At 68.5% G+C, this 13,108-nt stretch carries 14 protein-coding genes and 3 pseudogenes; 1 reads left to right on the top strand and 16 read right to left on the bottom strand.

Annotated elements, in window-relative coordinates; genetic code table 11:
- Nucleotides 1–34: 34 nt before the first annotated feature.
- From ACWEBX_RS15915 to ACWEBX_RS15865, 11 genes and pseudogenes are all read right to left on the bottom strand, one after another.
- Nucleotides 35–1,234 (bottom strand): tyrosine-type recombinase/integrase, encoded by a 1,200-nt coding sequence (locus ACWEBX_RS15915; RefSeq protein WP_451885439.1) that lies wholly within the window; start codon nucleotides 1,232–1,234, stop codon nucleotides 35–37.
- Nucleotides 1,234–1,446 carry an excisionase family DNA-binding protein gene (locus ACWEBX_RS15910; RefSeq protein WP_451885438.1) on the bottom strand — a complete coding sequence of 71 codons (213 nt, stop codon included), beginning with the start codon at nucleotides 1,444–1,446 and terminating at the stop codon, nucleotides 1,234–1,236. The genes ACWEBX_RS15915 and ACWEBX_RS15910 overlap by 1 nt, the downstream gene beginning before the upstream one ends.
- Nucleotides 1,443–2,782 (bottom strand): annotated as a pseudogene (locus ACWEBX_RS15905) (replication initiator). The gene ACWEBX_RS15910 and the pseudogene ACWEBX_RS15905 overlap by 4 nt, the downstream one beginning before the upstream one ends.
- A gap of 97 nt (nucleotides 2,783–2,879) precedes the next feature.
- Nucleotides 2,880–3,176, bottom strand: a complete 297-nt coding sequence (locus ACWEBX_RS15900; RefSeq protein WP_451885437.1) for a SpdD protein — start codon at nucleotides 3,174–3,176, stop codon at nucleotides 2,880–2,882.
- Between the two features lie 28 nt (nucleotides 3,177–3,204).
- On the bottom strand, nucleotides 3,205–3,360 hold the full coding sequence (locus tag ACWEBX_RS15895) for a hypothetical protein (protein ID WP_451885436.1): 156 nt from the start codon (nucleotides 3,358–3,360) through the stop codon (nucleotides 3,205–3,207).
- 15 nt (nucleotides 3,361–3,375) lie between these two features.
- Nucleotides 3,376–3,555 (bottom strand): mobile element transfer protein, encoded by a 180-nt coding sequence (locus ACWEBX_RS15890; protein WP_451885435.1) that lies wholly within the window; start codon nucleotides 3,553–3,555, stop codon nucleotides 3,376–3,378.
- A gap of 17 nt (nucleotides 3,556–3,572) precedes the next feature.
- Nucleotides 3,573–4,267, bottom strand: a pseudogene (locus tag ACWEBX_RS15885) (DUF2637 domain-containing protein).
- A gap of 85 nt (nucleotides 4,268–4,352) precedes the next feature.
- Entirely contained in the window at nucleotides 4,353–5,726 is a 1,374-nt protein-coding gene (locus ACWEBX_RS15880; RefSeq protein ID WP_451885434.1) for an FtsK/SpoIIIE domain-containing protein, read from the bottom strand.
- Between the two features lie 5 nt (nucleotides 5,727–5,731).
- Complete coding sequence (locus ACWEBX_RS15875) at nucleotides 5,732–6,079, bottom strand: SCO3933 family regulatory protein (RefSeq protein WP_451885433.1); 348 nt, start codon at nucleotides 6,077–6,079, stop codon at nucleotides 5,732–5,734.
- A gap of 589 nt (nucleotides 6,080–6,668) precedes the next feature.
- The gene (locus ACWEBX_RS15870) at nucleotides 6,669–7,637 is read right to left on the bottom strand and encodes an alpha/beta hydrolase (protein WP_451885432.1); all 969 of its coding nucleotides are present in this window, start codon (nucleotides 7,635–7,637) and stop codon (nucleotides 6,669–6,671) included.
- A gap of 34 nt (nucleotides 7,638–7,671) precedes the next feature.
- Nucleotides 7,672–8,247: a TetR/AcrR family transcriptional regulator gene (locus ACWEBX_RS15865; RefSeq protein WP_451885431.1), complete on the bottom strand. Its 576-nt coding sequence runs from the start codon at nucleotides 8,245–8,247 to the stop codon at nucleotides 7,672–7,674.
- Nucleotides 8,248–8,723: 476 nt separating this feature from the next.
- On the opposite strand from ACWEBX_RS15865, the gene ACWEBX_RS15860 reads away from it, so the two are divergent.
- Nucleotides 8,724–9,218 (top strand): hypothetical protein, encoded by a 495-nt coding sequence (locus ACWEBX_RS15860; RefSeq protein ID WP_451885430.1) that lies wholly within the window; start codon nucleotides 8,724–8,726, stop codon nucleotides 9,216–9,218.
- 38 nt (nucleotides 9,219–9,256) lie between these two features.
- Here ACWEBX_RS15860 and ACWEBX_RS15855 read toward each other — a convergent pair whose 3' ends face one another.
- The 5 genes and pseudogenes from ACWEBX_RS15855 to ACWEBX_RS15835 all read right to left on the bottom strand — a co-directional run.
- Nucleotides 9,257–10,078: an integrase gene (locus tag ACWEBX_RS15855; RefSeq protein ID WP_451885429.1), complete on the bottom strand. Its 822-nt coding sequence runs from the start codon at nucleotides 10,076–10,078 to the stop codon at nucleotides 9,257–9,259.
- On the bottom strand, nucleotides 10,075–10,926 hold the full coding sequence (locus ACWEBX_RS15850) for a sigma factor-like helix-turn-helix DNA-binding protein (protein ID WP_451885428.1): 852 nt from the start codon (nucleotides 10,924–10,926) through the stop codon (nucleotides 10,075–10,077). Before ACWEBX_RS15850 ends, ACWEBX_RS15855 begins: the two co-directional genes overlap by 4 nt.
- A 175-nt stretch (nucleotides 10,927–11,101) precedes the next feature.
- Nucleotides 11,102–11,500, bottom strand: a complete 399-nt coding sequence (locus ACWEBX_RS15845) for an ATP-binding protein (RefSeq protein ID WP_451885427.1) — start codon at nucleotides 11,498–11,500, stop codon at nucleotides 11,102–11,104.
- Between the two features lie 92 nt (nucleotides 11,501–11,592).
- Nucleotides 11,593–12,393, bottom strand: a complete 801-nt coding sequence (locus ACWEBX_RS15840) for a helix-turn-helix domain-containing protein (RefSeq protein WP_451885426.1) — start codon at nucleotides 12,391–12,393, stop codon at nucleotides 11,593–11,595.
- A gap of 184 nt (nucleotides 12,394–12,577) precedes the next feature.
- Nucleotides 12,578–13,108: pseudogene (locus ACWEBX_RS15835) on the bottom strand (IS481 family transposase); the annotation flags it as partial.

Below are 13,108 nucleotides of genomic sequence, written 5' to 3'. Positions count from 1 at the left end.
TCATCGACCCGGGCCTTTTTGCTGTCCGCTGTGACTACTCGCCGCGTGCCAGATCCGTGCCAGAACGGTGTTCGTCTGGATCATCGGTGTCCTCTACTGGCACGGCAGCAGCTTCCTGCACTCCCTGGCGCGCCCTGCGGACGGTCGCGTCGAGCCCGGCAGCAACTTCCTGCTGTCGATCATCGTCGGAGTGCTGATAGATCAGCGCTGCCCGCTCCGAGGACTGACCGGCCCGCACCATCGTGTCCTTGAGCGTCGCGCCGGAGCGCGTGGACAGGGTGTGCCCAGTGTGGCGCAGGTCGTAGAAGCGAAAGCCCTCCGGCATGCCGACCAACGCCCGTGCCTTTCTCCACTTCGTGCCGAAGGTACTGCGCCGGAAGGGAGCTCCCTTCTCCCCGACGAAGATCAGACCGTCTGGCCCCTCCTCGGCGTACGACTCCAGGTGCCAGCGCAGCTCACGCCGGAGGAACGCGGGAAGGACGACGGTCCGAGTACCGGCCTCGGATTTGGTCTCCCCCTGCACGCGGCGCCCGTTCATCCGCTCCGGCTCGGCGAGACGGACGCGAATGCGCAGGGCGTCGAGGTCGACGTCTCGGCGCCGGAGGCCGGCCAGCTCTTCCGGCCGCATCGGGCCGTAGGCGCCGAGGTAGACCATGAGGCGCCAGCGCATCCCGACGGCGTTGGCGAGGGCGTCGACCTGGGGGACGGTCGCGATGGGCCGCTCGACGGCCTTCTCCTTGCCGCCGCCCTTGATCCGACACGGGTTGCGCTGGATCAGCTCGTCGTCAACGGCCGTTTCCATGATTGCTTTGAGGAGCCGGTATGCCTTGGCGGTGATCGTCTTGGCACCGGTGGCCCGCAGCCGCTCGGTGCGCCACTCGCGGACGCGAGGTGCGGTGATCTCGTCCAAGTCCGACTCGGCGAAGGCGAAGAGGTGCTTGTCGAGGAGGTACCGGTAGAGATCTTGGGTCAGCGGGGCGAGTTCCCGCTCCTCGACCCACTTGTCCGCGTAGGCGCGGAAACTCACGGCTCCCACCTCGGGGTCACGCCACTCCCCCCGACGGATCTCGGTCTGCTTCTCGGCAAGCCAGTCGTCCGCGTCCGCCGTCGTCTCGAAGGTGAACGGCGCCGGACGCATCACCCCATCAGGCCCTGGATAACGGGCCTGATAGCGACCGGACTTGAGCCGCCGAATTGCACCGAACCGGCGCCGCCTGCCCTTGCTGTTGGCCATCAGGCGGCCCTCCCATAGCGGGGACGAGACCGCCTCAGCGGCTGCACGGTGCGGGACCGGATGAACTCTTCGACCGCGCTCTCCGGGATGCGCACATGTCGGCCGACCTTCACGTACCGGATGCGGCGCTCCTCGATCAACCGCCGTGGGAAGCGGACCGAGGTACCGAGCAGCTCGGCTACCTGGTCGACGGAGAGATGACGCTCGCTCATGCGGGTACTCCCTCGTCCGGACCTGACGTCTTGGGTCGGACAGTGGCAAACCAGGACTCGGCGGCGGTCAGGCCGGTGCCGGCGAAGCGCCAGTGCGAGAGCACGAGGACGGTGTCCGGCTCGGGAAGCGGGTAGCCCGCCTCGGCGGCACGTTCGCGGGTGAGGGCTTCGTTGTGGTCGGCGCGCTCCTGGCGGAGGGAGCCGAGGGTGACGGAGTAAGCGCGGGACTTGGTGGAGAAGTGGCCGCGGAAGCCGAGCATGTGGGCCCATTTACGCAGGCGCAGTTCTTCGAGTTCGGGCAGGGCCCCGAGGCGCCAGCAGGTGAGGATCATCTGCCGGGCGTGGTCGGTGACTTCGGCGCCGATCAGGTCGGTGACGGGGTTGCGGATGGGGCGGTCCAGGGTGCCCGCGCTTTCGGCGCCCTTGGTCGCGTACTTGGCGATGTACGCGGCGACGGCACGGCTGCTCAGGTTGGTGGGGCCTGTGAAGTCGGCAGACTGGATGGGGCGGACGTCGAGCGGCCGAAGCGGAAGGTGTGGGCGCGGCCGTCCAGGGCCGGGCCGGGCGTCTCGGAGAGGGCGGCGGCCGAGCGGATGGCGTCGGTGAGGAGTTGGGTGGTGGCCCAGGCTGGCGGAGTGTCCTCGGCTCCGTCCGGCCCGTCGAGGCGGATCACTGCATGGAAGTGGACGGCACCCCGTCGCTGGTACTCGGCGACCTTGGCGTACGACACCTTGAGGCAGTCGCGCAGCTCCGAGCGGCCGATGCCCGCGCGAGATGCGAGCTGCTGGCGCAGGTACGTGACGAAGCGGGCCCATAAGGCTCCGGCGTGGGCGTTCCAGAGGACTGCGGCGCGGTAGTCGTAGCGGTCCGCGTTCAGCGGGGTGCCGAGTTCGACGTCTCCGTTCACGTGCAGACGCCCGCAGCGGCAGCGGCCGCCACCGGGCCGGTTGTGGACAAGGCCGAAGGACGGTGCGGTGAAGGTGGCGAAGACGCGGGGGTGTTCGGCGACCGCGGGACCGATGCCCTTGCCGCCGCTCAGGCCGGCGGTGACGAGGTGGAAGGTGTCCTCGCGGTAGACCTCGGCGCAGGCTCCACAACGGGTTGCGCGGCGGTTGTTGCAACGGATGAGGAGCTGCCCGGCGGGAAGGTCGCGGTCGACGATCTCCCGGACGATTTCGCCGGTGGCGGCGAGGACGTCCAGGCGGTGCCCCTCCATCCGTACGGGCTGCTCGCAGCCGCCGAGTCGTTGGATCTGGTGCGCGTAGGTGCTCAGGTCGTTGTGCTGGGCGAGGGTCGCCAGTTGGCGGACGGCTCCGGTCGGAGCCTCGGGGCGCATGTGCGGGTTCCTCCTTGAGGGAACGAGTTCGAGACAGCGCCTGGCTTGTCCAGGGGGCTAGACATCGTGGGCAAACCAGTGCGCGGACGAAGCGAGATCAGCGGCGGTCGCTCTTGAGGATCGAGCGGATGGTGACCGCGCAGACGGCCACGGAGGCAGCAGTGATCGCGGTGGCGAGCAGCATGGAGACCAGGACGGCCCCCACGACCAGGACGACGGCGGAGCCGCCCGCTACGAGGGCCAGCACGCTCCCCGGGGTGAGCTGCACCGTGGGCCGGTTCGAAGCCGCAGTTGTGGGGGCAGGCTGCGCAACACGCTGGAAGGGAGCCGGGCTGTGGACTGCCGCGGACGGCACCGGGGCGGTATCCAGGGCCGGGTACTTGGGCTTGAACATGGACGGGGTTCCTTTCTGCGCGGTTGGGCTACTTGAGGACAGGGCCGATGGCGGGGGCGAGGAAGCTTCCGGCGGCGAGGTAGCCGCCGAGAAGGAGCACGGCGACGAGCCACCACGGCGGGTGGGCCAGCCGGACTCCGAGGACCCCGACGGCGAGGACGGCGAGCCAGAGCGGAACGTGCATGTCTGTCGTCTCCTGTCAGGCGCGGCAGCGGTGAGTGCGGGCGGCAAGTTCGGCGGCGGCGCGACTGTCGTACTCGGTGGAGAAGTCGCAGTGCGGGGCGGTGCAGGCTGCGACGTGGCGGTTTCGGCCCCGGGAGATGTATGAGGCGACTTGTACGGGGCCGATTCGGCGGACGTCGCGGAAGCGCGGGTTCATGGCGGGCGTCTCCCTGGTCAGAGGTGCGCGGCGACGGCCGGCGTCATGGACGCGGGCAGGCCGAGCCGGGCACGGACGGTGTCGGGGTCGGCGGGTTCGCCGGTACTGGAGCGGAGCTCTCGGGCGAGCGCTTGGGCGCGGTCGACGAGGGCGGGCGGGAGGTGGACGGCCGAGGCGGGCGCGGGCGGCGGGCTCGGATCGGCCGCGGGCTCCAGGGCCGAGATGGGCTCTGCCGTGTCACTGACTGTCGGTTCGACGATCGCGGGAGTGGGGACGAGCGGCATCGACCCCCCACCTCGGACCCAGTCGACGCACTACGGTCAGCGGCATCCGAGGTGCGGGCTGTGTGGGCCAGCAGCGTGCCGCCGAAGAAGGCCACGGCCGGCCAGCCCGCGACGACTACGCGGAGCAGGGCGGGAACGTGGGCCAAGTCGAGGAGTCCGGCGGTGGCGATGTTCGCGCCGAGGGACGCCGCAAGGGCGACCAGGAACCACAGCCGAGACCCACCGGCCGGGAGCCCAGCACGTTGCTGTTCACGCATGCGCCGCCAGGCAGCGACAAGAAGCAGGTCGACGGAGACGGGATAGGCCCACGCCTTCCAGCCGCCCTGGCCCGCCGCTTCGGCCAGGTCGTGCAGGTGGGAGAAGGACAGGGCGCCCGCGATGACGGCTTGGATGATCACGGCGTCCACACGGGCCAGGAAGGCACGCATCGGCACGGACTCCTTCCGGTTCGAGGCATGGGAGGGGTAGGGAGACGGCGCGAGGCGGTCACGCCGACCGGGGGAAGAGGTGCCGCTACTCGGTCACCGGGTGCGGGGCAGTCGCGGCGGCGGTTGAGGGCGTGGGCTTCTCCACGGCCTCCGGAGCGACGGCCAGCCGGAAGGAGGCGAGTCGAGGCAGGTCCGGGACCAGGCCCGCAGTGGCGCGGCAGACGGCTGCGGCGTCGTCCAGGGTGAGGTGCGGCGAGCGGGCACGAGACCAGCCGCCCGAGGAGTCTCCGACGACGGCCACGCCAAGACGGTCCGCGGGAATGCCGGTCGCGGCGAGCGCGGCCTCCGGGGAGATGTCGGCAAGAGCCATGTTCGCGGAGGACTCGTCGTTGACCCGGTGGCAGACGCGGCCGGTGAGCTGGGCCCGCAGCATGGTGGCGCCCTTGCCGAGTTCGGAGCCGAAGCGCTGCCCACACACCTCCAGATACATGCCGGCGGCGCGGCCGAGCTGGGCGATGCGGATCAGCTTGGTAACCATGGCGTCCCGGCGCTTCTCGTCATCGCGGCTCGCGGCGAGGAAGAGTTCCGCCACCTCGTCGACGACGACCACGATCGGCACGGGCCGCACCGCGTCGGGCAGGCCCCACACGTCGGAGGTGAGCACGGCGTCCGGGCCCGATCCGGAGGTGACGCCGATCAGCCTGAACCGCTCCTCCATCTCCTCCAGGAGCACGTCCAGGAGTTCGTTCGCACGGTCCGAGGTGTCGGCAAGCGCGGACAACCGGGGTGCGAATGGAGCCAGTTCGACGCCCCACTTGCAGTCGATGCCGACGAGGACGACCCGTTGCCGGGCCAGACCGCACAACAGGTTGCGCAGGTAGACGGACTTGCCGGACTGAGTGGCGCCGAGGATCAGTTCGTGCGGCACGGTGCGGAAGTCTCGTACGTGCCAACTCCCGTCGTCCCGCAGGGAGAGAGGCAGAGTCAGCGGTCCGCCGGTGAGCCGGCGCCGGGCGGGACGCACGTTGGCGAGTACGTCCCAGCCGATGAGTCGCAATTCGAGGCGTCCGGGCTTGGTGGGGCGGATATGGACGGCGTGCGCCGCCCAGGCGTGGCGCAACCGATCGGCGGAGGCAGTGAAGTCTTCCGGAGCCTGCCCGGTCGCCATGCGCAGTCGCATCACGAGCCCCGATCCGGTGGGCAGAGGAAGCGACCGGCGCGGTGGTACGGGGGACGCCTCCCGCCCCATCATCCGGGCCGTTGCCCGCCGCACAGCCGAGGCCGGGACGGTCAGGCCGCACGCGTCCATGGTGGCGCGGTAGGTGGTGAGCACGCGCAGCGCGACGACCGGATAGCCGATGAGCCACCAGAAGACGACGGGTAACCGGTGACGCAGTACTTGCAGGATCACGACCACGGCCACCAGCCCCAGGAGCAGAGTCCACACGGAGTCGGTCATGGCGTTCAGCCCTGCACCGGGACGGGGGCGTTGGCCATGACCGCATCGGCCCGGTAGGCGATCCCGTGCCGGGCGCGACCACCGAACTCGCTCTCCCACGGCCTTGCGACCAGGCCGGAAAGGATCACCGGCGTACCCATGACCAGGCCCTCGCCGATGCCCTTGGTGGGCACGGTCACCTTGACCATGTCCGAGCCGCCCTGGGCGATGAACACCACCTCCAGGACCATCAACCGGTCGTTGGTCACCGGGTCGACGGCGATCTCGCCCGTCTGCCGGTCCTTGATCTTCACCTCGGGCAACTTGGTGACGAGCAGCGTCGCGGCCGAAGTGTCCACGGGGATGACACGCATTCTGTTGACCTCACTGAGTCTGTGACGCCGCTTCCGACGCCAGCCTGTTTGGATACCCCCCTAGACAGCACAGGGAGGCCCCCCCCCCCACTGTCTAGGGGGGTTGACGACAACAGTAAGCCGACGGCCCGTCAATTGTCTAGGGGGGTATACGAGATGTCGGGACACATCACCGAGGTGCCAACCGGATCAGCCAGTGGAGGAGGAACGACACCCCATGTGGGGGTGCCGGTAGGAACGCTGTCACCAGCCGCAAACGACGGTGATCTTGCGCGGGTGTCACTCGCGTGGGTGAGTCCGGGGTCGCACAGCTGCGTGGGGTGAGCCCCGAGAGGACGATCGACAACCGTGGCCCGCACCCCTTTGGACCTGGACGACCTGGTCGAGCACTGGACGCTGTTGAAGGACGAGTAGGGGCTCGTGTCCGGCAAGCGCGGTGCGACGCGACTGGGCTTCGCCGTGTTGCTGAAGTTCTACACGCAGTACGGCCGGTTTCCCCGGGGCCCCGGCATCCTGTTTCTGCGACGGCGGCCGGTGCCGCAACGTCACCCTCGTCGGCCAGGACGGTCCGTACGCGGGCGGGCGCGTGTCAGGTGGTGTGTTTGGTGGCGAAGTCTGCGATGGCGTCCTGCATCTGCTGAAGACCCGGTTCCTCGAGGGGATAGTGGCCGGCGTTGTCCAGCATGACGGTGGTGACGGGGACCTTGGTGATGCGGGAGAGCACGGGCAGGCTCAGGTGGTGGGGGCTCCAGTGGTCTTCGGCGGGCTGGGTCAGCAGGACCGGGCAAGCGTCGAAGTTCTCTGGTTCGACGGCCGGGACGTAGTTCATGTAGCGGTCCAGGAAGCGGATGCTGACCCAGTTCGCGGCGGAGGTGCGGTCCTTCATGAAGACCTTCATGGCGCCCGGGTCGTTGGCGAGGGCGGACATCTTGCCGGCCAGGCTCATCGGGTACTTCATCTTGGCGGCCGGGGTCCTGGCCGCCAAGCTCATAAAGGGGACGCCCGCGCGTGCGGTGAGCTTGTCGTGGGAGGTCTCGTCGCGGACCTGCTGGCTGCGCTGATCTAGGAAGGTCATGCCCACGATACCGGCGAGGGTTTTACGGGGGGCCTTGGCGGCGACGTGGTAGGTGAGCATGCCGCCTGCGCTGAGCCCGTAGAGCACGATCGGGCGGTCGTCGCGGGACTGCTCAAAGGCGAGGAAGTCGACGACGAGGTCGATCCAGTCGTCGTAGGAGGGTGTGATGCCCGGCTTGACCTGGGTGAGGCCGTAGCCGAGGTTGTCCAGGGCGACGGTCTCGAAGCCGCGCCGTGCGAGCGGGGCGCCGAGAATGAGGGACATCTGGCGTCCGTTGGTGCCGACTCCGTGGTGCAGGACGATCTTGGCCTTGGCGGCGGGGTTCGGGTAGCGATCGAGGTGGACGCGGTGTCCGCGCCAGTCCCAGAACTCCTCCTCGGGTGCGGTGTCGTCGCTCAGGCGCAGGCGGGCGGGCAGGAACTGCTGGAGGTCGCGCCATGCCTGCTGGTCGCGGTAGTGGACGGGGGTGGGGGTGGTGCTCATGACGGGTACCTTCCGGCTGCGGTCTGCTGGCGGGTCAGGCGGGGACTGAGGGGGAGGGGCGGCCCAGTGCCCCGTGGGTGATCATCTGCACGCCGGTCCTGAGGTCGCGGCGGGCCGTTTCGGCGTCGCGCAGGTCGTCCTCCAGGCCCCGGGTGAACGTGAGCAGCACGCCGGCCGCCTGTGGGGCGGTCTGGGGAACGACCGCGGCCAGGGCCGCGGTGACCAGCTCGGCCAGGTGGTCCGTATAGGCGGTGATCAGCTCGGGGGCGTGGACGGTGGCGGCGGACAGCAGTTCGTAGGCGTGCAGGGGGCTGTCGCTCCACAGTCGGATGGCGACGTCCAGTTTCACCGCGAGCACGCCGAGCACCTTCTCCTCCGGTGTGACCGCAGCGTGCGCCGCCTCCTCGGCCGCCGCCGAGGCCCGCTCCAGCTTCGCCTGGATGACCTTGGCGAATGCCGCGTCCTTGGTCCCGGCGTACTTGTAGACGGTCGGACGCGACAGCTGTGCCTCTTCGACGATGTCGGACATCGTCGTGCGGCGGAAGCCGTTGCGGCAGAAGCAGCGGTAAGCGCTGTCGAGTACGACCTGGGCGGACGGAACCTTTGACATAGCTACAAATTTAACACTGGGCGGTAGATTCGTAAACTCGGCTCGTGTCATGCGTACCGGAAGGCGTACCGGGATATCCGCCCGGCCGTCGGCGTGGAGGGGCACGCCTGTCAGGCGCCGCGCCGGGCCATGGCCCGAGTGCCTGAGGTCGAGACGCCTGCCGGTTTCGGGGGTCACTTCTTCGCGCCGTTGCTTGTGCACGTGAACTCTCGGCGGCCGATGCCGGAGCGTTCTTGCCGCATCCCCGGGCGATGCACCCGGTGCCCCGTTTCACCGGGCTGCGACTGTCTTGAAAGTGCCGTCACCTCTACTCCTGAGGTAACTCGACGGCACCGCATCGGTCCCGGCCCAGCGCAAGGCCCACTGCGAGTACGCGAACCGTGTCAGCGCCCTCATCGAGTGATCACCGCCGTTTGCGGCTGGTGACAGCGTTCTTACCGGCACCCCATGTGCCGCCAGCCCTACACTCCATCCCCATGCCGCCCCGGAACCAGCCCGCAAACTCCACTGCTGACCAGTTGTCGATCATCGACACTCTGATCACCCAGCAGTTCCCCGAGAGGAAGGGGGACACGAAGACGGAACACGGCTGGGGCGGGGCCGGCTTCCACATAGCCATCCTGCGGGCGACCCAGGATTTCTGGGAGGACCGAAGCCCCGAAGTCGTCGATCCAGCAGTACAGGAACTGGAGGCCGACCTGACCGCAGTAGCCGACGCTCTGACTGAGCGTTGGGGCGATCCGAACGCGGTCGACCTGTGGCCGTACCTCGGACTCGACGACCCGGACTATCCCAACACCGAGCCCGCCCCTGAGCCTTTGTCTTCCTTGTGCGGCCTCGCCGTCAACATGCTGGCGTGGCGAATACCGTCCACCGGCCGTTGGCTCGGGCTCACGATCGGGCAGGCCGACAGAGAGTTCCCGTTCGAACTGCTCGCCGCTGTCGGCGAGGAGTCCTCGTTCCCACGATGAGCCTCACCGCTGACCGCGCCATCATCCACAGGACAGCGTTACGACAGAACCCAGTGCAGAATCGTCGCGTCATCCTGCACTTTGCCTCGCGGCCAACGCCGGCCGTCAGGGTCGCTTGCCTCCGCTTCCCGCACACGGCGGATCAGTTCGTCGGGACCGGGCGACCTGATAGCGGCCAACGTCTCTTGCCAGGTGGCGAGTTCGAAGAGGTCAACGAGTCGCGTCGCGCCGTCGCTCAACAGCGTCACCGAGGTGAGCGACTCCACCGGCACGGACCCGGTGAAGGCATGCTCGGCCGCCAGCGGGTCAGGCCCGACGATCCAGAAACCGCCTGGCTGATTCCGCAGTCCCGTCAGGGCATCGCGGTAGTCCGCCAAGGCGACCACGTGTTCAGGTGAACCGGTGGGCAGCACGTCGACCGGTGCGCGAAGCCGCTTACCCACCTCGTCCAAGCGTTGGTCTGTGACGGCGGTCGTCTTCCCGTCCAGGTCGGCAAGGAGGAGCGTCGAGTCACCGAGTACGAGGTACTCCAGAAATCCCGCGCCTACCCTGACGGCGACGACCGTACTGGTCGGGCTGGCTCGATGGGTCAGGTCGCAGGTGTCCTCATGCAGGAAGCGGACAGTCCGAATCGAGTCGGCCAGGCACTCGACGAGGGGCCGGGCGGGTTGCGTGGTGATAGCGCTCAGCAGCAGGCCGCCCAGGGTCGCGGAGAACCATGCGATGCCGTGCACACATCCGGTCTCCGCCCCGGCCACGCCAGCCCCGTCGAGGAGGACGGCCGCACCGGGAGCGGCGGCGGCGAAGTCCTCGTTCTCCCGCGACGGTTCGGCCGGTTTCGAGCCGAGGGCGACATTCACGCCTCCGTCACCTCGTCGTGCAGGTAGAGGGGACAGAGCAGCTCGACGGACCTAGGTTCGTCGGTCTCGGGGTCATATTCGACACCCACCAGCGTCGAGAAGTGACGCTCGCCCACCTGCCCCCAGAGCCCATTCAGGTCGGAGGCAAGCAGATGAACGACGCCGAGGGAACCTGCGGTGTGAATGCCAGCGATGGCAAGCACTGAGCCGTTCCCGTCCGGGCGTGGCAGTCGGCCGAGATATCCGACGTCATGCGGGCGGTACGGCTCGGTGTCCGCTCCCGCGCCGTACGACGTACCGGTACGTCGGTCCACCAGAGCCCATGGCTCACCGTCAGGGTGCTCCCAGGCAAGAACGGGATCCTGGGCGTACAGGGCGCTCATTGCCTGAGACATGCCCGGCCCGCAGACGACGACCAGACCGTCACGGTTGAGGTCGACCTCACCGCCCACCTGCACGTGCCCGGAACTGACGTCGAGCCCGTACGACTTGGCCAGCTCTTCGAGCCGCTTCCCGGAATTCATGTCAGCCATGGCGACGACAGGCCGCTTCTTCTCGCCGTCCCACCGCAGCGGGGTGATGACGGTGACGGCGCCCGCACCAAGGAAGGCACCCTCCGGTGCAGGCCCGGTGTGCCGGATCTGGTGAATCCGCCCGCGGCTCAGGCCGGCCTTTTCGGCAATCTGCGCGTACGACAGCCCCTGCGCATGCAGGTCCTGAACCACACGCCGGCGCAGCCGGGCGAGTTCCGTAACTTCCTGCTGCGCGTCGGCCAACCTGGTCGTGACCTCGCGCAACAGCAAATACGGATCATCGATGGCCGCGATCCGCTGCAACTCGTTCGACATGCCCACACCTCCTAGACGCCCCCAGGAGTCTAGGGCCCTAGACGGATCGGGCGGGAGACGCCGTCCCGTACGAAAATCAACCACATAGAAGCCGGACCGATAGCCAGGGACGCCACGAGGGCTCACGCCCCGCCACCCACAGAGAACGCCGCGCGGTCGGCCAAGCCGACGGGGATCATGCGCCGGCTCGCGCGAGCTCGGCCCAGAGGGACCGGCCGTGCACCCGCTCTTTCACACCCCAGCCCTTGGCGCAGGTCGCCATCAGCAGCAGCCCGCGCCCACCCTCCTCCTCCCAGTCATTGGCGGCGAGCAGTTGCGGTCTACCGTCGCCTCCCTCGTCGATCACCTCGATGCGCACCCGATCGTCGTCGAAGACGACGATCACGAGGAACCAGCCGCCCTTACGGCCGCTCCGGGAGTGCCGGACGGCATTGGACGCCAGTTCACTGACGATGAGGACGGCGTTCTCCACCATGCGGGGACCCTCGGCCTCCATCAGGGCGGCGACGAAGTATCGGGCTTCAGCGACCTGTTGCGGCAGGCCAGGGAACGGACGGCACCACTTCGCAAGCAAGAGGAACACTCCTCGTCTAGAGGGCTAGACAACACGCAGGCAGAGTATTCCTAGACGCGCCAAGCTTCTAGGCATTCAGAGGAATTATTCCTCTATGGAGTGACGTCCTCAGGCAGGACTCGCAGATCGCCCATGATCCGCATCAGCAGTTCCCGCGCCTCATCACCGAAGACAGCCGCACGCTCGAACTGGGCGAATGTCTCCTCGTACGACGCGAACACGTCCGGGTCCTTCTCCGCCCGCTCGTCCCGGAAGGTCTCCACCACAACCGTCTCCTGGTCGCACAAGGTGAAGCCGTGTCGCGGCATGACCGGCACCGGCCGGTCCCAGGGGAGGACCCCGAACCGCACGGTGGTCAGGCTCTCCACCGCGAGCAGCCGATCGAGCTGAGCAAGCATCAGGGCCGGACTGCCGGGCCACGTCCGGAGCACGCCCTCAGTCACCACGAAGACGGATTCCCGTCCGGGTTCGTACAAGACACTCTGTCGCTCCACCCGAGCCGCAACAGCCTTGCCCACCTCGGCCGCATCCGCACCGGGCATGCTCCCAAAGACGTGCCGCGCGTACTCCGCACTCTGAAGCGTGGCCGGCAGAACCACGCACTGGAAGGACCGAACCAGCCGGGCCCCGCGCACCGCCAGGTCGACAACGGCATCCGCGGAATTGCTCGAGCCCGACAGGTTCTCGTCTGCGCCCGCGGAAGGAGTCGACTCAACTTCGGCGAGAGCCACCCGCAACTCCGCTACAGCAGAAGCGTCCAGGCCGAGAGCTCCGGACAGGCGATCGAGGACGTCACGGCTGGGAACCATCCGCCCGTTCTCCACCTTGGAAACCGTCGGCTGACCCACCCCAGCCCGCTGCGCCAACACGGCACCCGTCAGGCCGGCATCCACGCGCAGAGCCCGAAGATGCGCCCCCAGCGCCCGCATTCGTTCTTGCCGCTCACTCCCCATACCCAGCGTTCTACACCAACGCCTGGCGAGCACCCAGCGCAACGATCACAGCGGCCCCCTGAGGACGTGTCGAGTCTCAGTTGATGGTTGACGGGTTGGCGTCGGGTGATGCTTGACGTCTGCCCTAGACGATCTTCCGGCGATGGTGTTCGCCGGACTTGCGGACGACGACCTCCTTCCTGGTCACGCGCGGGACGGTGGTGATCAGCTCGGTGCCGTGGAAGACGCGGATGACGTCTTCGGCCAGGTGGGCGGTGATGACCTGGTGGGCATAGCCGCGGCCGAGCTGGATGCGTTGTCCGGCGACCATGAAGCCGCCGACGCTGCTGACGGTCCGCTCGGCAATCTGTTCGGCGGGCGGTGGCAGCTGCGGGGGCGGTCCGGCCGGGCGGCTTCCTTGCAGGTGTCCGCAGGCCGAGGCCGGCAGCGGGCTGGGCAGGGTGGCCTGCAGGACACGCTGCTCGTCGAGGACCTGCAGGACCCGGCCGTCGAGCCTGAGGGTGACCCGTTGTCCGGCGAACGGCCAGCCGATCAGGACCTTGTCTCCGCCCAGGCCGACATAGCCGACCGCATTCACGGTGCGGTCCACCTCCACCACGCCGTTCGTGTCCCTGTCCGGTCCGGGTTCCCCCGCCCAGGGTCCGGCGGGCCGGGC

It is taken from the genome of Streptomyces sp. NPDC005070, assembly GCF_053600395.1.
Note: the sequence above shows the minus strand (reverse complement) of the source record. Positions and strands in the feature narration are given on the sequence as shown.

Bases quoted from the DNA above. Each gene is read 5' to 3' on its own strand.
- ACWEBX_RS15915 (WP_451885439.1), bottom strand. From the start codon at position 1,234: ATGGCCAACAGCAAGGGCAGGCGGCGCCGGTTCGGTGCAATTCGGCGG.
- ACWEBX_RS15910 (WP_451885438.1), bottom strand. From the start codon at position 1,446: ATGAGCGAGCGTCATCTCTCCGTCGACCAGGTAGCCGAGCTGCTCGGT.
- ACWEBX_RS15900 (WP_451885437.1), bottom strand. From the start codon at position 3,176: ATGTTCAAGCCCAAGTACCCGGCCCTGGATACCGCCCCGGTGCCGTCC.
- ACWEBX_RS15895 (WP_451885436.1), bottom strand. From the start codon at position 3,360: ATGCACGTTCCGCTCTGGCTCGCCGTCCTCGCCGTCGGGGTCCTCGGA.
- ACWEBX_RS15890 (WP_451885435.1), bottom strand. From the start codon at position 3,555: ATGAACCCGCGCTTCCGCGACGTCCGCCGAATCGGCCCCGTACAAGTC.
- ACWEBX_RS15880 (WP_451885434.1), bottom strand. From the start codon at position 5,726: ATGACCGACTCCGTGTGGACTCTGCTCCTGGGGCTGGTGGCCGTGGTC.
- ACWEBX_RS15875 (WP_451885433.1), bottom strand. From the start codon at position 6,079: ATGCGTGTCATCCCCGTGGACACTTCGGCCGCGACGCTGCTCGTCACC.
- ACWEBX_RS15870 (WP_451885432.1), bottom strand. From the start codon at position 7,637: ATGAGCACCACCCCCACCCCCGTCCACTACCGCGACCAGCAGGCATGG.
- ACWEBX_RS15865 (WP_451885431.1), bottom strand. From the start codon at position 8,247: ATGTCAAAGGTTCCGTCCGCCCAGGTCGTACTCGACAGCGCTTACCGC.
- ACWEBX_RS15860 (WP_451885430.1), top strand. From the start codon at position 8,724: ATGCCGCCCCGGAACCAGCCCGCAAACTCCACTGCTGACCAGTTGTCG.
- ACWEBX_RS15850 (WP_451885428.1), bottom strand. From the start codon at position 10,926: ATGTCGAACGAGTTGCAGCGGATCGCGGCCATCGATGATCCGTATTTG.